Below are 15,076 nucleotides of genomic sequence, written 5' to 3' on the forward strand. Positions count from 1 at the left end.
ATTTTTATCATCTATACTTTATGAAAAGATGATTATTTTGTTTATTTCACCAATAAAATAGCTAAAATAAAAAGATAATTACGCCAAGATTACGCCACAAAATGAAGATTCCTAAACCTCGAAAACGAGGAAATTCTTACCGCATTGAACTGATGTTTGAAGGTAAACGTATTAGTGCCACTCGTGATACTGAGAAAGAGTGCGAGCAGTGGGCAGCACTAAAATTGCTTGAACTTAAAACAGGCAAGGCTCAGGAGGAAAAGGGGATTAAGCCACCTCTACCTTTTAAACAGCTTTGTGAAAAATACTATATAGAAAAAGGCTCTAAGCTAAAGTCGGGTCATTGGATTAGAAATAAACTAGACAACCTAGAGCGTATCACTGGTGAACTGGCCACAAAGTCGATTTATGACTTCAAGCCTAACGATATTGTTCGTTGGCGCAATAAGCGAGTACTTGAAGTACAAAGCAGTACGGCATTAGGTGAATTCGCAATCTTCTCTTCGATCTTCACATATGCTCAAAAAGAGTTATTTCTTATTGATAGTAATGTGTGGAGCTTAGTGGTAAAGCCAGAAAAGGGGAAAGGAAGGAGTCAACGTATTACGCCAGAAGACCAGGATAAAATTTTTAAACGATCGAAATGGGATAATGAGACAGCCCCGCATTATTCTCAACATTATGTAGGCTGGGCAATGTTATTTGCTTTAGAAACCGCAATGAGGCAGGGTGAGATTCTTGCTATGAGACGTAGAGATCTAAGAGATGGCTTTATCCACTTACCCGTAACAAAAAATGGTGAATCTCGTAATGTGCCATTATCACAAGAGGCTAAAAGGCTTTTATCTTTGTTACCAATTGAAAATGATATTTTAGTTCCAGTTAAGGTCAAGACTTTTAAGAGAACATGGAGCCGCATGAGAGATGAAGCAATGCTAAATCACATCAACTTCCATGACACGCGGCATGAAGCGATTACTCGAATGGTTCGTAATAGAAAGTTGCCAGTTGAAGTTTTGGCTAAGATCACAGGCCATAAGACAATTAATATTTTGATCAACACTTATTACAATCCAAATGCTCAGGATTTGGTTGAAATGTTTAATAGTAGTGAGAGCTAATTAGCTCTCTTTCTACCACGTTTATTACTTTCATTTCTTGTTAGGATTTGACGAGCCAATTCAGGGTTATACATGTGCTTTCCGCCAGTACCTTGATTAATAGCAATCAACTTATCTCTGATGGTGGATACACTCAAATTATAGGTTTTAGCCAACTCTGAGGCACTAACAAGTTCATATTTTTCCTGCTCAAGCTTGGTGACGATTGCGCCACCAAGGTTTTGACCAAGTAGAATCTGAGGGGGAGTATCAGATTCTACTGTGATAGTGTATTTAAATGCCCCCATCTTCACCCCTCCGCATCCGCATTTGCTTCTTTCATAAAACAAATCCAGTGTGTATTGCTGCGTTTACCACTGATGTGGCCAAACAGCGGCTTTTGATTTGTCAGTTCTAAAATTTCATTTACTTTGATTTGTGTTTCATTCCATTTGAAAATCAAAACTCCATCATTGGCCAACACTCGAAAACATTCTGCAAAGCCTTTTTTGATGTCTTCGCGCCAGTCGTCATTTAACTTGCCATACTTCAAAGCTAACCAACTTTGCTTCCCAGCTTTAACCAAGTGGGGTGGGTCAAATACAACTAAATTGAATTGGCCACTCTCGAACGGCATCTCACGAAAATCAATTTCAACATCAGGGTTCACATTTAAAGAGCGACCATCACACAGAGTATGTTGCTCGGTACGGATATCACCGAACGTTGCCAAAGGATTTTGACGATCAAACCACATCATTCGTGAGCCGCAGCATGGGTCTAAAACTTTAGTGTTCATTTTTCGCCCCTTGCTGCTTCTACCATTGACATATATATAAAGGCTGGCAAATCAGCAGTAGCAAATGCATGATCGGAATCCCAGTCTTTTACCTCTTTGTTCAACCATTCAGGAATATCACCTATAAAACGATCGAAATACTTCTTGAGTGTTTTGGGACAATAGCGGTCGTGCATTTGCATATAACGCCCCAAGTGCCTTGCAATACCCGACCACATTTCATAGCTTGGGGTTGTTGGCACCACCACGCAGCCTTCAAGCTTTTCTTCGGCACGTTTTGCTGATTCCTGATACATCTTCCAACCGAAATTGAGCTCATTGCACTTCGTCATTGTGAATAGATCATTTCTGAACTCATTCTTCATTGTGTACAGGTTTGCTTCTTCTATATATGCAATACGTTCAAAAGCTATTGGATTCTGAAGTGTTTCAAAAGCCTCTCGTTCTTTTTGAATATTCATGCTGCCACCTCAACTTGGTCTTTTATTGAATTTGTCGAAAGTTGTCATGAACTGTTCAACGGTAAATTGAATACTTTTCTTGGCTCCATCTGGTTCAAACTGATTGGCATATGACGCAAGGCCTAACCATAAAATCGAAAATGCGAACAGCTTTGCTGAGTCGGGATCCGTAGCCCTCATTTCATCAAGCATCGGCGCAATTAATTGTTTAAATACTTGCTCGCCAACTTTGTCAGCAGTTCCTTCAAAGTTTTGTAGTTCAATATTTTTCACGCTGCCACCTCAATAATTATCTGTTTTCTTCTTTCAAGTTCATTTAGGAATAGATCAACTCGATCATCTATTTCCTGAATAACTTTCTCATCTCGATACAACCGTTTAATAAAAATAGGCATTGAAGGGCAGTAGCTAATGAAGTCGATCCATTCGCGTTCTGCGGTCCACAAGCCACCCATGCACTGCATATAGTGTTCACTTGGGATTTCACGCTCATATAATATTTGAGCCTGAAGCTTTGGCAGTTTTGATTTGATTTCTGTCAAACCGTCTGAGCCAATTAAACCGTCTGGGCTGTAGCCAATCTTTTCACCAATGATGAATCCGCAATTCTGAATCTCAACATCATGCTGCAGTTGGTAAAGCTCAATCGCTACTGGCTCATGGGCATGACCGCGCTCTGTATGAAAGCCCGAAAAGCTCTCTTTAGGTTCGCCGGTGATCTGCTCACCAATCAGCTCATACATATAAGTGATTGCAGCCTTGCCAAAAACATCTTTGCCTTTACCTTTAGAGAAAACCGACTCAAGCTCTGAGCAGGTGATTAAACCCGCTCTTGCTTGTAACCATTCCTCTGAGCCTTGCTCACAGTTAAGTATTTGCATTGCCATTTCCTTGTTTCAGGAGTTTGTTCAATGCTGCTTGAGCCTTGGCAAACAAAGACTTGTTGATATGCTCAATAGAGCCGAATTGTTCAAAGAAAAGCTGCTGTTGGAAGTTATCCAAACGACTATGAAGGCCAGTAAGCATCTGCACCTGTTCATTTGTTAAAGGGCAGAATGGCTTAGCTGCAAAACCATTGTCATCTTCTTTGGCTGTAGTGATGTTGAGCATTGCACATAGGGTGTAACGCTTGCCATAACTGACACTTGAACCAAGAGCTTGAACTGCATTTTTAGATCCAGAAGTGTCTGCACCCAATTCCATGCTTGTGCTTTCACGATGACCATCTTTGTGCATCAAAACACAAGTTACTTTGACTTTGTTTTGCTCTGGATGCTCAACACGGAATGAAGTAGCAAAGCCATATTTTGAAAGGATAGGTCGGACAACAGCATCAATCGTTTCAAGTGCAGCATAAGTGATGTTGTGACCGTTCGAAGTCTCAGCAATCACTGGAATCTCTTGAGCCATCATTGCAAAGTCACGGTTAAATGCCATTTCAGCTTGCTTGGCTAAGACACGCTCTTGCATGTCTAGCATCTTTTCAATTACAGCCATGTCAGGAGTAGGGCTGCTTAGTACTTTTTCGACCAATCCAAACAACTGGTTTTCTTGTTCATGTTGAACCATTGGCGCGTTCATAACCTTCTCCTAAGCCACTAAAACTTTTAAAAGTTGTTCTGTTTTTTTGGCTTCGACATTTCTGATAGTCTCTTGCCATTCACGGTATTCTTGAGAGCTGATCACATTGAACTGAAAAGCGAACTCGACTACTTGTTCAAGTGAGTTGAAATCTTTCTGTGACAACTCTTTGATGTATGATTGAGCGTTCATTGTTGTGGCTCCTTCAAAACTTTTAGAGCATCATTTGCTGAGATATTCATGTCTAAAAACTTCAACTTTTTTAGAGCAGCTTCAATGATCTCAGCCCAATCATCTTCATCCGCATGTTCAACAGCTTCAAGAATGTCTATGACTTCGCAGATTGAGTGCTGAACTCTTAACTTTTTAAAATCTTCGAATGTCATCCCTTAATCCCCCTCAGCGCATCACGAACAGCAATAACATCTTGCTCAGATTGATAAGCACCGTATTGCATCAATTGCGCATCTTCTAATACATCGTGATAAATAGCAGAGCTATAACCACACTCAGAGCAGCTATCAATAAACCAATAACGCTCGCGTTCTCTCGGCTCAAAAGGCTCAGGAATCTCTAGCTCAAGCTTTATGGTGCGGGGTTTGATTCTGTAATTACATGACCCATCTACAAGTTCAGCAACACTCAAAGATAAGCAGCTAAACCAATCAAGACTCACCTTGTTCTTACACTCAACCTCTTTCCCATCCGCCAAAGCTCGTAACGCATCAGCCCCACTAATCAGGCCTTGTTCATTCTTGCTTTGAGCAACAAGGTCTCGAAGCTGAGGGAGGGTGAGTTCTTGGTGACCAGCTTCTGCAAAATTAAGATCGTTAAACCCAGCTGTTAAAACTCCATCTTTCGCATAAATATATGTAGCGTCCAGATTTGTGATGTCTTTCTTAGAACACACCCAAACATATCCCAGCTCAAAAAATAGATCTTGGATTTCTGCACTATTGTCTGGTCCATTCACTTTGATTTTGTAGTTATTCATCTCAAACTCCCATCACAGCAGGGCAGATATATCGGTACAGCACGATTAGAGCTGCAATAAACGCTAGGAAAAACACAACCATTAAGGCTTTGATTGATTTTTGTTGGTCGATCATTTTTATCTCCATGGAGCGCTTATCCGCGCTCTCTTAGTTCTTGTTCGATTACTTGGACGATCTCTTGAACGCTGTCAGTGCTTAAGTAGTAGTTCGCTACTTCACCGTTTTCGTCATAGATACGAGGTTCTTTAATCTCTTTGACTTCAACTTCATTCCAGCTATAACCAACGCTATTTCTGTGTGTAGAGAAGTCAGCAACATACTCAAACTCAACAACGTATTGCTCGTTTAGAGTCTCTACAGCGGCTTTGCTTGTCTTAACGTTGATTGATTCAAGTTTGAATGGGGCAATTACTTCGATCTGCTCAACTACTGGAGCTACTTGTTGTTCTTTCGCAGGGCTAAATGCATAAGCTGCTGTTAGCATTCCCATCACTCCAAGTGCTGTGCACATTGGTTTGACTACGTTCATTTTTATGTTCATACTTATCTCGCTCTTTGAGTAAAAGCACGCATGATTTCGAAGGTCTGGCGTGCTTTTTTATGTAAGGAATGAATATATTAAACCAAAGGTATAAAATAAAAGCAAGTATAAATTAAACCTTTGGTGAAAATAAATTTAAACCTAGGTTTAATTGTGATTTAATAGGCAAAATAAAACCCACACATGGTGGGAGAGGTGTCTATGAAAGTAATCCATATTATTTTTTTGTTTTGTGTGGCGATATCTTTGATATGTTTATCAGAGCAATACTCAATAAGTTCAGTAGTGGTTTATGGGGTATGGGTATCTGGCTTCTTTTTTGGTTTAGGAGTTTATGAGCTATCAAAGAAACTTAAGACTCGCACAAAAGATCGCAACTAATGAGCCCCATATAAACTTCCAGTGTTCAATATAAAATTGAACAACTTTATGGGCAACTTTAGAAGTCCAATGTCTCTCATAATACCCATCCATAACCACCCAAGAATCATGCATCCTAGGCTCTGGTGGATTAATATATTTACCTTGCCACCATTGTTTTATCCATTGATTCATTTATCACCTATTGCTTTTAACCTGCCCGCCAAAATTGACGCCCCATTACTCTAAAGTTCAAACCATTCTGCTCAGTTACTTCTCGATCACGATATTTAGGATTCAAACTATGAAGTACTAGTTTTCCTCCTTCTTCCTTGAATATTTGCTTGATCATACCTTCACCCTCAAAGTAGACCGCATATATTTCACCATCTATGATTTCAGTTTGAGAGATATCAATTCCAACAAGGTCTTGATCATGAATGAAATCAGACATGCTGTCTCCCTTCGCTTTAATGATTCTCATGCATTTAGGATCAACATATTTTCTCTGAAAAAATGAAGGTGGGAAGGGGAACTTTCCATTAATAACATCAAAGTGAAACTCTATTGATTCACCAGTTCCGCAAGAAAAATTAGCTTCCACAACATCTATCCAAATAAATCCATTTTCAGTTTCATAATCGATAACAGTAGGTTTATGAATATCGTTCAAATCAAAAGAGACATCTTCTTTCTTTGTTAAACCATGATTATCCATGAATTGCTGCATGTTGAAGTTATTAATCTTCTCAGATTTTTTACCATTGAGTAACCATCCAGCATCAACCTCCAGAAGGGTTGCTAAATCATCTAAAGTCTCTTTGCTAATTTGACCCTTCTTCCACTTGGAAGGGGCTTGTGGTGTCTTGCCAATTAAAGTGGCAGCTTTTGACCACGATAACTTCTTGTTCTTCAGGGCTTCCTGAATGCGCTCAACCATTGTGCTCATAACTGTCATTACTTGAAACCTTTGGTTAAATTTTCGTATAAAAAATATAAAAATGAAAGCAACCATAGGTTGAAATTAATTTTAACTCATGGTTTAATTAAAATATCAAAGTGGTATAAATAAGGTTTAAATATGAATCCTATTCAACAAGCAATTGATGCTGTTGGTGGGCGAACCTCAGCAGCAGCCTTGCTAGGTATTTCCTATGTAGCAGTGCGAAAAATGGCAGAGAAGGGTGTTTTACCAAGAACAGACTACACAGGTGAAACAAATTACGCCCAGATTTTTGCTGATCACAGCAATGGAAAGGTGACTCAAGCATGGTTACTAGACAAAGCAAATCCAAAACACTTAGTGGCTTAAGGACACTCAAATGAGTCTCGAAAAAAAATCGACGCATGTGCGTTTATCTCCTGAAAACCATGAACGAGCAAAAGTTCTGGCTGAAATTAAAGGTAAAGACCTTGCTCAATATCTTGCATATCTCCTTGAGAAGGAAATAGCAGGTGAGTGGCATGTACTTAATTTACAAGCAAAATCATTTGAGCGCTTGGGATTAGGAGCTTTGATGCGGGATCTTTCAACAGAAGTAATTTTTGCTGAGGGATTGGAAGGGATTACAGGGAATCAAGGGCAATAAAAAACCGCTTTCCTGCGGGAACAGGGTAGCGGTCACATTCATAGGAGTCGAATCGAATGAACAAAGAAATACTAACACATCATTCCAGACAGGTGAAGCACCCGAGGAGTGCACAGGGTGAGGGACATGATGAGTAACAAGATTGTAAATGAAATCCGTGAATTACCAATTCATAGCACACCAAAGCACTTACTTTGGGTGATAGCCGATATTGCAGATGACAATGGCCAAACTGGTTGGTATGCGCCTACTTCACGTTTGATAAAAGAAACTGGCTTGAGTAATAAAACTATTGCTGAATGCGTTTCGTACTTAAAAGATTGTGGAATTTTATCTGTATCAGGTGGCGCAGGTAGACAAAACCACTACTCAGTTAATGCACAAAACTTTAATTCTTCTGTTAAGTATTCGCCTAAAAAACAATCAAAACCAGTGAGCGAGGTTCACCAGTGTGACAGTCTCACCAGTGAACTAGGTTCACAACTACCAGTGAACCTCTCTCCAAAACCAGTGAACTTGGCGCAAAAACTAGTGAGCGAGGTTCACACTATCCCTCATATCCATCAATATCCCTCTGTATATCCATCATTAGGTGATTCAGAGAATGCACCTAAGGTTAAGTCAGAACCTAAGGCAAAACGCATAACTAAAAAACAAGCTGGCATCAATCGACTTGTAGAACTTGGTTGTGATGAGAAATATGCACATGACTGGATGGTTAATCGTAAAGGCGCACCACTAACAGATTCAGTTCTTGAAAACCTAATTGAGCAAGCAACCAAAGCAAACATCACTTTGGCTACAGCAGTTCAATGGACAGCTAAGAAGGGCTACCAAGGCTTTAAAGCTGATTGGTACTTGAAAGACCAGCAGCCACAACAGAACTGGAACAGTGGATATCAATCATCTGCTCAACAAACAGCGAATGAACAAGCGAAGTGGGATGAGTTCTTAAACGGTGGACCACAGTTCGTGGATGTCTCACCAAAAAAGTCAATTCTGATTGAGGGGGTGGGTCATGCGTGAGTTCACCCAAGAGGATGCTATCCGTTTGATCACCAAGATGCGTGCTTACTACGGTAAGAAATTCGCTGATCAGTGGTCTGGTGTCGATCCTAAAGATATCGCTGAATCAATGGTTGAGTGTTTTAAAGGCTTAGGTGCAGAAGATTTCAAACGCGGTGTAGCCAAGATGATGAAATCTAGCTTCTGTCCATCAATCCCTGAGTTCAGAGCATGGTGTGAGCCTAAAGCTGATGCTTGGTTAGATGCTCATGAAGCGTGGGCCATTGCGAAGGAATCAATCGAATATGGCACGGGCCGTGAGTTGACTGTGATCTGGACTGAGCAAGCGGCAAAAGCTTTTGAGAAGTGTGCTGACTTGGTTGCAACCGGTGATAAGTTCCAATTAGCTGAAGCTAAGAAGATCTTTGTTTCGATCTATGAGCGTTTAGTCACAGAAGCAAAGGACCAAGGCTTAAAACCAGTCTACAACGTGAGCTTGGGTGTTGATCCTGATCAGCGTATCAGTGCAATCAAACAGGCTGAAGTGGCAGGGTTCTTATCTGGTCCAGAAACTCAAATACAACTTGAGCATAAGCAAACCAAAGCAGAACAACAGGCTGATGTAGACAGATATAAAACTACAGCTCAAAAGGCCATTGCAGAATTGCGTGAAAAGCTAAAGCTCAAAGCGCCAGTGAACAAAATGTCTGATGAAATCAAAGAGGTTCAACCTTGGGAACTCAAAGAGGATTCTCAGTATTGGCCTGATCCGTTTGACCAAAAAGAACAATATATCGAAAGCCTAAAAGCAGAGGGTAAAGCCTTGCCTATGGCGTTGAGAGGTGCAGCGTGAAACATCCTCTAGATAATCAAACTGTGGATTGGTGTGAAGAATTAAAAAATAAAGGTGGCTTAAATGAGTTGGCTCTTTTCGCAGGCGCTGGTGGCGGAATACTCGGAACGCATCTCTTGGGATGGAACACAGTCTGCGCAGTTGAACGTGATGCCTACGCAGCACAAGTTTTGGCGCAACGACAAAATGATGGAATTCTCAAAGCTTTCCCAATTTGGTCTGACATTACAACTTTTGACGGAAAACCATGGCGAGGAATTATTGATGTCATATCTGGCGGATTTCCATGCCAAGACATCAGCAGCGCAGGAAAGGGAGCAGGGATCGATGGAGAACGTTCAGGTCTCTGGGCAGAAATGGCACGAATTATCAGTGAAGTACGACCTAGAGTCGTTTTCGTGGAGAACTCACCAATGCTTATTTCCAGAGGACTTACAAGAGTCATCAGTGACCTTGCCAAAATGGGGTATGACGCAGAATGGACACGTTTATCAGCATCTAACCTTGGAGCGCCCCATCAACGTGACAGAATCTGGATTGTTGCCCACTCCATGCAGTCAGGAACGGGGCGGAGCTCACACACCAGGTTCACATCTGACACTAACGAAAGCAGTCAATGGATGGAAAAAGGGGCGAGTGGGTCAAGATCCAGCGGAATGTCGAATTTACCCAACCCCCAAAGCTTCAGATTCAACTCGGAAGGATTGTCGATCGGAGCGAAATCGCAAGAGTCCTTGTCTGGAATCAACTGTGAAGATGTGGGCAACTCCCGCAGCGAGCGATTCATCTCGCGGGGGAACAATAACTGCAAATATGACGGGAATGTCACTTGCACAACAAGTAAAAACTCCGCTGCGTTATCCAACACCTCAAGCATCAGATTGCAGGGACAGGGGCAATCTTGGTTCGCCTGTGATCCAGCGGAGAATCCAGAAGGGGAAACAGATCGGACTTTCTATGAGTGTGTCGGAAACATCTGGGGCATTAAATCCAGATTGGGTCGAGTGGCTAATGGGGTGGCCAATCGGGTGGACAGACTTAAAGCCATTGGAAATGGACAGGTTCCAGTCGTGGCTAAAAGCGCATTCAGAATCTTAGGGGGTGTTTAATGAACGAACCAATATCACCAAACATGTACATCAAGCCAGATTACAGCGCACAGGTTGAACAGTGGTTAGCTGAGGGAAATCAGATTAAATCGTTAGCCAATGGTGAAGGTGCACTAAGCAAAAAGTTTAACAATCGAGACAAAAGCAAGTCACCTCAAGATGCAATGCGACAAGTTATGTCGAACTCAGTTGCTATAGCAAAAGCTCAAAAGGCTAATCCATTTGTCAAAGCAAGAGCAGAGGCAAGATCAAAAGGGTTGATTCATTACACAGGATGCAAATGTAAGAGCTGTGGTAGCAGCAATAAGTTTGTTTCAACGAATAGCTGTGTTGAATGCAATCGTTCTAAGGCAGCGATAAGAATGAGTAATAAGAACATGACCAAGCGTGACGGAGAAGGGCGATGATAAAAACAGAAGTTATTTTCGAAGGTGACTGCATCCATTGCAATGGCTTTGTAATAAAAATCGTAGCTGGTGATGGTTTGTATATATGGATTGGAGGTCTTGATTTTATCTCCATCGAACAGGCAATCCAGTACTGTTTGGAGCAAAGCCAATGAACGCGATCAAATTCATTCAGCAGCACGGTGTTGAGAAGGCGAGGGAAGTTGTTGAGGGTGCGCCAGTGACATACACAGGCACAGAAACAGCATCACTTTGCTACAGAGCTAAAGATCAAAAGTATTCAACTCGGTTTAAGCCAAGCAATCTACTTGTGAATGTTTCTAGCCTCAAGCGTCTAGTTGAGAGCGTGGATTTGGTTGGCAAAGTTGGTGGAATCTCACAAGCCAAAACTCAAGTAAAACAAGCACACGAACATGGCTACCAAACAATGTCTATTCCAGTAGAGATTAAAGGATCTATGGGTATGGGTTGCTTGTATATCGATACTTTAGAGAAAGCCATCGCAGACTACGAGGAAATTGGAGGTGGGCATGTTTAAGGTTGGTTTTCACATTGTTTACTGCGACAAAAAGAAATATAAACCAACTCTTTTTAGGGTTAGGGATGAGTATGACAACATTGTTCTAGATATAAAAAGTGGAAACGAATTATATGTTTTTTTCCCACATATGCGGTTGGCAACAGAGCAAGAAATCGCAGCAGGCCACCGAATTGACTTAGAAGAATTAAGAGACTGTGACACATCTCCAAATTGTAAGAAATATGAAAGGTGAAGTGATGAGAAGTGAAACTAAGATTTTCAACGAATGGTACTTCAAAAAATACGGTGGAATTATATCAATTGGGACTATGACAGGAGCAGTCCTTAAGTCGTGGGTTAGGAAGGGTTTTGATGCTGGTTGGCAACACCGCCAGACCGAGGTGGATGAGCTGAAGCTGGAATACTCAAAGGCAAAGCTATCCGACATAAGACATGCATCATTAGCTAGAGATGTGATTTTTGAGCGTGATGAACTGCAAAAGAGGGTGGATGTGGCACATGACACATTGACTGAGTTAAAAGAGAAGTCGGAAGCATTACATCATCGGTGGAACATTCTTAGTGATTATGTAGCTTTGGCAGAAGCCGAAATGATTGATATGTGTGTCAAAGAGTTAGAGCAAGCGCTCAAGGGTGGTGGGGAATGAAGCTTAGAACGATCCCGCAAGAGTATGAAGCGATGCAGTTTAATGGAATTACAGAAGAGCTAAACGATTTTCTAAAAGGAACTGATTCAAAAGTATATATGCAAGGCGAAGACTTTGTATTGTCTGGGTTTGTTGGGAATCAGGGAATAGATCTAGGTGACTATCTGTACAAGACAGATTCACCATTAACTCTTGTTCACGTTGCACATAACGATAAGTTGTTCAACAAGTACTTTGAGGTGCTGCCATGACCACATTCAAAGAGGCTCAAAACCAAGCCAAACAGATCAAGAATGCAAGACGTGGTGGTTATACACCAACAGTTGCAAAGGATGTGAATAAGCATCTCAAGCAAAAGCTAATCAAAGTAGAAAAGCACTTAGATGAAATCTCTGATCAAAAATGGGATGAATGGAAAACAACAGCAGATATGCACTCCCAAGGTTTTGCTGATGGGATTGAGTACGCTCAACAGCAATTACGGGAGCTTCTTAAATAATGCGTAGAGCAGCAAAGATCGATGCGAATCAAACAGAGATTGTAAAGGCACTACGTCAGGTTGGGGCAAGTGTTCAGTCGCTTGCTTCAACTGGTAAAGGTTGTCCAGATCTGCTTGTCGGTTTCCGTGGTGTGAACTGGTTGTTAGAAATTAAAGATGGTCAGAAAGTGAAGTCGAAAAGAAAGCTTACAGAAGACCAAGTGGTTTGGCATGAGTCATGGTGCGGTCAAGTGCATGTCTTAGAGAACATTGACCAAGCAATAAAATTAATAAGTAAGAATTGAGGTGACGGTATGAATGCGGCAGTAGTAACAGAAAAATTATCTAATCTTGAATGGGTTGGGCAGCAGATGAGAGCTAAAACAGCAAACTATGAAGCTTCAACAATGTTGACTGGTGAGAAGGCGCCAACGTGGGAAGAGCGTTGCGGTGCCATTGCATCAATTGAAGATCAAGCAACCAAGGCATATTGTGAAATGCTGGTTTGGGGTGATTCCCGTGATACTACTCAAGCATTCAAGATTCTGGTTGAGCATATTGGCCAGATTTTATATGACGCAGAAATAACAGAGCGTCAACGTCACCACTTCGATTTAAAGCTGTTTTGCAAGAAGATTGCCCGGATGCAAGTGTATTTCTCATTGCGTCCAGAGATCAAAGAAGACCGTACTTTGCAGGGCCAATTAAAGTTCTGTGGTATTGATGAGATCAAGGCAGACACCTACAGCAAGAACTATGCTTATCTTGGAGCTATGGTGAATATCATGCTTAAAGATATGGAAGATGAGATCGATTTTTATGTTGGTGAATACCGCCGAAAACTAAACAAGACAATCAATTGACAGCTATCAGGATTTAAGATATTGTTTTCCCATACTGGTCGTATTACGGTTCATACCGAGACCAATCCATTGAAGCTCACATTTCTGTGAGTTTTTTTTAATAAGCTTTTTGAAAATAAGAAATGATATGGGAAATATAATTGGAATTTTGGCAGGAACTGATGAGCATGGTCAAATAACTCAGTATGCCACCAAGGTTGATGAAAATAATGTAGTTAAACTATCTACTGATTCAAACAGTGCTCTTAGATTTAATACAATTGAAGATGCTCAAAGTTACTTTACAACTTCAGGAATTTCATTTCGAAAAATTGAAAATGGCAAACTTATGCCATTGTGATTATGAATTAATTAAAAGCTCATCGAAAGGTGGGCTTTTTTGTTGTCTGTAAAAAGACAGCACGTGAGATGCGGAAACCTACGAAAACGGTTTGAATCCAATCTGATTTCGTCACAGATTGAGTTAGCCTCAGAGCCCTAAGTTGTGGGTGACACCCCGCCCTAAAGCGAACGAAAGACACAAAAGCCAATCAATAGCTAACTTTGAGAAGTGAGTAGTGTTAAGTAGCAGTAGGCCACAGTACTGAGACCACTGTGGCAATCCAGTTTCCTCTTTATGCCCTGCTTCGGTGGGGCTTTTTTATTGGAGCATCAAAATGGATGGGTATGGTTTAGGAAGTGAAGGTTACGGATTGGGGTAAACATGGACACAATCGAAGCGAAGAAGAATCTTGAAATCTACAAGAAAAATGTGAATCTGTTGCAGAATTACAATCACTTGTTTAGCAGCCACACTTTCAAGAATGATTGTCAGCGTGAGATTAAAACCCTCAATGATCGAATCAAGGTGCTAGAAGATGCGTTCGCAAAAGAGGCTAAACGAAATAAGGCAGTTGCCTTGCGTTAGGTGTGGCTCTAGTCCTTCACAGGCTGCACATTCAAACAGTTCGAAGCATGGTAAGGGTAGAGGCATTAAAGCCAGTGATGAGTTTACAGTGCCGCTTTGCCACTCATGCCACAGTAAATTTGACACATTTCAGCTAGGCACAAGACAAGAATCTAAAGCTTTGTTTGAGCAGTGGTTGGAAAGGATAAACCGCATGCTTGATCTTAAAGAGCAGGATGTTTTTTGATATAATTGCTTTATAACAAGAGGGCAGTTAAATGACACTTGATCAGATAAAGGCTGACGCACCACAAAATGCTACACACTACAGAATAAATAAGGGTGGCAATGCTCGTTATTACAAAAAGGATTGTAGTGATAATTGGATAGTATATGTTGATTGGCGCTATCCCATGCGATGGGAAACCACAAAGCTTATAGATAACATCAAACCACTCGATTGAGTGGTTTTTTTATTGAGGTGAGAATGAAAAATAACTATATACCAGAATGGTATCGCTCACCTTTTCAACACATCAAATATACCCTTGTAAGAAGCCAAGATCAGTTAGATATTCTATTTGACAGCGTGAAAGCCCCTTATGAATTTCTTGAAAGTGGAGCAGATGCACGGGTTAATTTTCAGGATGGATATGCGGTTGTTCAAATAGGCGATTGTAGCAAGTGGGATTTGATACAGATTCATGGCCTATTACTGCATGAGGCAGTTCATATATGGCAAGAGATTACCCAGCTCATGGGTGAAGAAAGCCCTAGCGTTGAGTTTGAGGCATATTCTATACAAGCAATAGCCCAAGACTTGTTTGAGATGTTTGAGGAGAGTGAGAAGTGAATCCAGCA

The 15,076-nt window shown here is 41.1% G+C and carries 28 protein-coding genes and 1 pseudogene; 18 read left to right on the top strand and 11 right to left on the bottom strand.

What is annotated here, in order from left to right:
• The first annotated feature begins 101 nt into the window (after positions 1 to 101).
• Complete coding sequence (locus F3J02_RS01360; protein WP_167246972.1) at positions 102 to 1,121, top strand: site-specific integrase; 1,020 nt, start codon at positions 102 to 104, stop codon at positions 1,119 to 1,121.
• Here F3J02_RS01360 and F3J02_RS01365 read toward each other — a convergent pair.
• The 11 genes from F3J02_RS01365 to F3J02_RS01415 all read right to left on the bottom strand — a co-directional run bounded on the left by F3J02_RS01365 (position 1,118) and on the right by F3J02_RS01415 (position 6,795).
• On the bottom strand, positions 1,118 to 1,408 hold the full coding sequence (locus F3J02_RS01365) for a DNA-binding protein (RefSeq protein WP_167246974.1): 291 nt from the start codon (positions 1,406 to 1,408) through the stop codon (positions 1,118 to 1,120). The genes F3J02_RS01360 and F3J02_RS01365 overlap by 4 nt on opposite strands.
• A gap of 2 nt (positions 1,409 to 1,410) precedes the next feature.
• Positions 1,411 to 1,899, bottom strand: coding sequence for a class I SAM-dependent methyltransferase (locus F3J02_RS01370; RefSeq protein WP_167246976.1), 489 nt, complete (start codon positions 1,897 to 1,899; stop codon positions 1,411 to 1,413).
• Positions 1,896 to 2,360 carry a hypothetical protein gene (locus tag F3J02_RS01375; RefSeq protein WP_167246978.1) on the bottom strand — a complete coding sequence of 155 codons (465 nt, stop codon included), beginning with the start codon at positions 2,358 to 2,360 and terminating at the stop codon, positions 1,896 to 1,898. The genes F3J02_RS01370 and F3J02_RS01375 overlap by 4 nt, the downstream gene beginning before the upstream one ends.
• Positions 2,361 to 2,369: 9 nt before the next feature.
• The gene (locus F3J02_RS01380; RefSeq protein WP_167246980.1) at positions 2,370 to 2,633 is read right to left on the bottom strand and encodes a hypothetical protein; all 264 of its coding nucleotides are present in this window, start codon (positions 2,631 to 2,633) and stop codon (positions 2,370 to 2,372) included.
• Positions 2,630 to 3,241 carry a lambda exonuclease family protein gene (locus F3J02_RS01385; protein ID WP_167246982.1) on the bottom strand — a complete coding sequence of 204 codons (612 nt, stop codon included), beginning with the start codon at positions 3,239 to 3,241 and terminating at the stop codon, positions 2,630 to 2,632. The genes F3J02_RS01380 and F3J02_RS01385 overlap by 4 nt, the downstream gene beginning before the upstream one ends.
• Entirely contained in the window at positions 3,228 to 3,941 is a 714-nt protein-coding gene (locus F3J02_RS01390; protein ID WP_151742765.1) for an ERF family protein, read from the bottom strand. The genes F3J02_RS01385 and F3J02_RS01390 overlap by 14 nt, the downstream gene beginning before the upstream one ends.
• Positions 3,942 to 3,950: 9 nt before the next feature.
• Positions 3,951 to 4,133, bottom strand: a complete 183-nt coding sequence (locus tag F3J02_RS01395; RefSeq protein WP_167246984.1) for a hypothetical protein — start codon at positions 4,131 to 4,133, stop codon at positions 3,951 to 3,953.
• A complete protein-coding gene (locus tag F3J02_RS01400) occupies positions 4,130 to 4,327 on the bottom strand; it encodes a hypothetical protein (protein WP_167246986.1) in 198 nt (65 codons plus the stop codon). Before F3J02_RS01400 ends, F3J02_RS01395 begins: the two co-directional genes overlap by 4 nt.
• The gene (locus F3J02_RS01405; protein WP_167246988.1) at positions 4,324 to 4,935 is read right to left on the bottom strand and encodes a hypothetical protein; all 612 of its coding nucleotides are present in this window, start codon (positions 4,933 to 4,935) and stop codon (positions 4,324 to 4,326) included. The genes F3J02_RS01400 and F3J02_RS01405 overlap by 4 nt, the downstream gene beginning before the upstream one ends.
• A 134-nt stretch (positions 4,936 to 5,069) precedes the next feature.
• Positions 5,070 to 5,465, bottom strand: a complete 396-nt coding sequence (locus F3J02_RS01410; RefSeq protein ID WP_228284310.1) for a hypothetical protein — start codon at positions 5,463 to 5,465, stop codon at positions 5,070 to 5,072.
• 583 nt (positions 5,466 to 6,048) lie between these two features.
• Complete coding sequence (locus F3J02_RS01415; protein ID WP_167246992.1) at positions 6,049 to 6,795, bottom strand: XRE family transcriptional regulator; 747 nt, start codon at positions 6,793 to 6,795, stop codon at positions 6,049 to 6,051.
• A 123-nt stretch (positions 6,796 to 6,918) separates the two neighbouring features.
• Here F3J02_RS01415 and F3J02_RS01420 point away from each other — a divergent pair, with 123 nt between their 5' ends.
• The 17 genes and pseudogenes from F3J02_RS01420 (at position 6,919) to F3J02_RS01500 (ending at position 15,068) form a co-directional block, all read left to right on the top strand.
• A complete protein-coding gene (locus F3J02_RS01420) occupies positions 6,919 to 7,149 on the top strand; it encodes a helix-turn-helix domain-containing protein (RefSeq protein ID WP_167246994.1) in 231 nt (76 codons plus the stop codon).
• Positions 7,150 to 7,159: 10 nt separating this feature from the next.
• Positions 7,160 to 7,426 carry a hypothetical protein gene (locus F3J02_RS01425; protein WP_167246996.1) on the top strand — a complete coding sequence of 89 codons (267 nt, stop codon included), beginning with the start codon at positions 7,160 to 7,162 and terminating at the stop codon, positions 7,424 to 7,426.
• A gap of 126 nt (positions 7,427 to 7,552) precedes the next feature.
• Positions 7,553 to 8,452: a hypothetical protein gene (locus tag F3J02_RS01430; protein WP_228284311.1), complete on the top strand. Its 900-nt coding sequence runs from the start codon at positions 7,553 to 7,555 to the stop codon at positions 8,450 to 8,452.
• A complete protein-coding gene (locus F3J02_RS01435; RefSeq protein ID WP_167246998.1) occupies positions 8,445 to 9,284 on the top strand; it encodes a hypothetical protein in 840 nt (279 codons plus the stop codon). The genes F3J02_RS01430 and F3J02_RS01435 overlap by 8 nt, the downstream gene beginning before the upstream one ends.
• Positions 9,285 to 9,307: 23 nt before the next feature.
• A pseudogene (locus F3J02_RS18780) lies at positions 9,308 to 9,967 on the top strand (DNA cytosine methyltransferase); the annotation flags it as partial.
• Positions 9,968 to 10,392: 425 nt separating this feature from the next.
• Positions 10,393 to 10,800 carry a hypothetical protein gene (locus F3J02_RS01445; RefSeq protein ID WP_216076258.1) on the top strand — a complete coding sequence of 136 codons (408 nt, stop codon included), beginning with the start codon at positions 10,393 to 10,395 and terminating at the stop codon, positions 10,798 to 10,800.
• A gap of 151 nt (positions 10,801 to 10,951) precedes the next feature.
• Positions 10,952 to 11,338, top strand: a complete 387-nt coding sequence (locus F3J02_RS01450) for a hypothetical protein (RefSeq protein WP_167247002.1) — start codon at positions 10,952 to 10,954, stop codon at positions 11,336 to 11,338.
• Positions 11,331 to 11,573: a hypothetical protein gene (locus F3J02_RS01455; protein WP_167246557.1), complete on the top strand. Its 243-nt coding sequence runs from the start codon at positions 11,331 to 11,333 to the stop codon at positions 11,571 to 11,573. The genes F3J02_RS01450 and F3J02_RS01455 overlap by 8 nt, the downstream gene beginning before the upstream one ends.
• Complete coding sequence (locus F3J02_RS01460; RefSeq protein ID WP_167247004.1) at positions 11,563 to 11,988, top strand: hypothetical protein; 426 nt, start codon at positions 11,563 to 11,565, stop codon at positions 11,986 to 11,988. Before F3J02_RS01455 ends, F3J02_RS01460 begins: the two co-directional genes overlap by 11 nt.
• Positions 11,985 to 12,239: a hypothetical protein gene (locus F3J02_RS01465; RefSeq protein WP_167247005.1), complete on the top strand. Its 255-nt coding sequence runs from the start codon at positions 11,985 to 11,987 to the stop codon at positions 12,237 to 12,239. The genes F3J02_RS01460 and F3J02_RS01465 overlap by 4 nt, the downstream gene beginning before the upstream one ends.
• Positions 12,236 to 12,487, top strand: a complete 252-nt coding sequence (locus F3J02_RS01470; protein WP_167247007.1) for a hypothetical protein — start codon at positions 12,236 to 12,238, stop codon at positions 12,485 to 12,487. Before F3J02_RS01465 ends, F3J02_RS01470 begins: the two co-directional genes overlap by 4 nt.
• Entirely contained in the window at positions 12,487 to 12,771 is a 285-nt protein-coding gene (locus F3J02_RS01475) for a hypothetical protein (RefSeq protein ID WP_167247009.1), read from the top strand. The genes F3J02_RS01470 and F3J02_RS01475 overlap by 1 nt, the downstream gene beginning before the upstream one ends.
• 9 nt (positions 12,772 to 12,780) lie before the next feature.
• On the top strand, positions 12,781 to 13,329 hold the full coding sequence (locus F3J02_RS01480; protein WP_167247011.1) for a hypothetical protein: 549 nt from the start codon (positions 12,781 to 12,783) through the stop codon (positions 13,327 to 13,329).
• Positions 13,330 to 13,456: 127 nt separating this feature from the next.
• The gene (locus F3J02_RS01485; protein WP_167247013.1) at positions 13,457 to 13,669 is read left to right on the top strand and encodes a hypothetical protein; all 213 of its coding nucleotides are present in this window, start codon (positions 13,457 to 13,459) and stop codon (positions 13,667 to 13,669) included.
• Positions 13,670 to 14,032: 363 nt separating this feature from the next.
• Positions 14,033 to 14,236 (top strand): hypothetical protein, encoded by a 204-nt coding sequence (locus F3J02_RS01490; RefSeq protein ID WP_167247015.1) that lies wholly within the window; start codon positions 14,033 to 14,035, stop codon positions 14,234 to 14,236.
• Positions 14,187 to 14,462, top strand: coding sequence for a DUF968 domain-containing protein (locus F3J02_RS01495; protein ID WP_167247017.1), 276 nt, complete (start codon positions 14,187 to 14,189; stop codon positions 14,460 to 14,462). Before F3J02_RS01490 ends, F3J02_RS01495 begins: the two co-directional genes overlap by 50 nt.
• 240 nt (positions 14,463 to 14,702) lie before the next feature.
• Positions 14,703 to 15,068 carry a hypothetical protein gene (locus tag F3J02_RS01500; protein ID WP_167247019.1) on the top strand — a complete coding sequence of 122 codons (366 nt, stop codon included), beginning with the start codon at positions 14,703 to 14,705 and terminating at the stop codon, positions 15,066 to 15,068.
• Positions 15,069 to 15,076 lie beyond the last annotated feature (8 nt).

It is taken from the genome of Acinetobacter sp. Tr-809, from assembly GCF_011753255.1.
Taxonomy (GTDB): domain Bacteria; phylum Pseudomonadota; class Gammaproteobacteria; order Pseudomonadales; family Moraxellaceae; genus Acinetobacter.

Excerpts from the sequence above, each read along its gene's own strand:
- F3J02_RS01360 (WP_167246972.1), top strand. The coding sequence starts at position 102 with ATGAAGATTCCTAAACCTCGAAAACGAGGAAATTCTTACCGCATTGAA.
- F3J02_RS01365 (WP_167246974.1), bottom strand. The coding sequence starts at position 1,408 with ATGGGGGCATTTAAATACACTATCACAGTAGAATCTGATACTCCCCCT.
- F3J02_RS01370 (WP_167246976.1), bottom strand. The coding sequence starts at position 1,899 with ATGAACACTAAAGTTTTAGACCCATGCTGCGGCTCACGAATGATGTGG.
- F3J02_RS01375 (WP_167246978.1), bottom strand. The coding sequence starts at position 2,360 with ATGAATATTCAAAAAGAACGAGAGGCTTTTGAAACACTTCAGAATCCA.
- F3J02_RS01385 (WP_167246982.1), bottom strand. The coding sequence starts at position 3,241 with ATGCAAATACTTAACTGTGAGCAAGGCTCAGAGGAATGGTTACAAGCA.
- F3J02_RS01390 (WP_151742765.1), bottom strand. The coding sequence starts at position 3,941 with ATGAACGCGCCAATGGTTCAACATGAACAAGAAAACCAGTTGTTTGGA.
- F3J02_RS01395 (WP_167246984.1), bottom strand. The coding sequence starts at position 4,133 with ATGAACGCTCAATCATACATCAAAGAGTTGTCACAGAAAGATTTCAAC.
- F3J02_RS01400 (WP_167246986.1), bottom strand. The coding sequence starts at position 4,327 with ATGACATTCGAAGATTTTAAAAAGTTAAGAGTTCAGCACTCAATCTGC.
- F3J02_RS01405 (WP_167246988.1), bottom strand. The coding sequence starts at position 4,935 with ATGAATAACTACAAAATCAAAGTGAATGGACCAGACAATAGTGCAGAA.
- F3J02_RS01410 (WP_228284310.1), bottom strand. The coding sequence starts at position 5,465 with ATGAACGTAGTCAAACCAATGTGCACAGCACTTGGAGTGATGGGAATG.
- F3J02_RS01415 (WP_167246992.1), bottom strand. The coding sequence starts at position 6,795 with ATGACAGTTATGAGCACAATGGTTGAGCGCATTCAGGAAGCCCTGAAG.
- F3J02_RS01420 (WP_167246994.1), top strand. The coding sequence starts at position 6,919 with ATGAATCCTATTCAACAAGCAATTGATGCTGTTGGTGGGCGAACCTCA.
- F3J02_RS01425 (WP_167246996.1), top strand. The coding sequence starts at position 7,160 with ATGAGTCTCGAAAAAAAATCGACGCATGTGCGTTTATCTCCTGAAAAC.
- F3J02_RS01430 (WP_228284311.1), top strand. The coding sequence starts at position 7,553 with ATGATGAGTAACAAGATTGTAAATGAAATCCGTGAATTACCAATTCAT.
- F3J02_RS01435 (WP_167246998.1), top strand. The coding sequence starts at position 8,445 with ATGCGTGAGTTCACCCAAGAGGATGCTATCCGTTTGATCACCAAGATG.
- F3J02_RS01445 (WP_216076258.1), top strand. The coding sequence starts at position 10,393 with ATGAACGAACCAATATCACCAAACATGTACATCAAGCCAGATTACAGC.
- F3J02_RS01450 (WP_167247002.1), top strand. The coding sequence starts at position 10,952 with ATGAACGCGATCAAATTCATTCAGCAGCACGGTGTTGAGAAGGCGAGG.
- F3J02_RS01455 (WP_167246557.1), top strand. The coding sequence starts at position 11,331 with ATGTTTAAGGTTGGTTTTCACATTGTTTACTGCGACAAAAAGAAATAT.
- F3J02_RS01460 (WP_167247004.1), top strand. The coding sequence starts at position 11,563 with ATGAAAGGTGAAGTGATGAGAAGTGAAACTAAGATTTTCAACGAATGG.
- F3J02_RS01465 (WP_167247005.1), top strand. The coding sequence starts at position 11,985 with ATGAAGCTTAGAACGATCCCGCAAGAGTATGAAGCGATGCAGTTTAAT.
- F3J02_RS01470 (WP_167247007.1), top strand. The coding sequence starts at position 12,236 with ATGACCACATTCAAAGAGGCTCAAAACCAAGCCAAACAGATCAAGAAT.
- F3J02_RS01475 (WP_167247009.1), top strand. The coding sequence starts at position 12,487 with ATGCGTAGAGCAGCAAAGATCGATGCGAATCAAACAGAGATTGTAAAG.
- F3J02_RS01480 (WP_167247011.1), top strand. The coding sequence starts at position 12,781 with ATGAATGCGGCAGTAGTAACAGAAAAATTATCTAATCTTGAATGGGTT.
- F3J02_RS01485 (WP_167247013.1), top strand. The coding sequence starts at position 13,457 with ATGGGAAATATAATTGGAATTTTGGCAGGAACTGATGAGCATGGTCAA.
- F3J02_RS01490 (WP_167247015.1), top strand. The coding sequence starts at position 14,033 with ATGGACACAATCGAAGCGAAGAAGAATCTTGAAATCTACAAGAAAAAT.
- F3J02_RS01495 (WP_167247017.1), top strand. The coding sequence starts at position 14,187 with ATGCGTTCGCAAAAGAGGCTAAACGAAATAAGGCAGTTGCCTTGCGTT.
- F3J02_RS01500 (WP_167247019.1), top strand. The coding sequence starts at position 14,703 with ATGAAAAATAACTATATACCAGAATGGTATCGCTCACCTTTTCAACAC.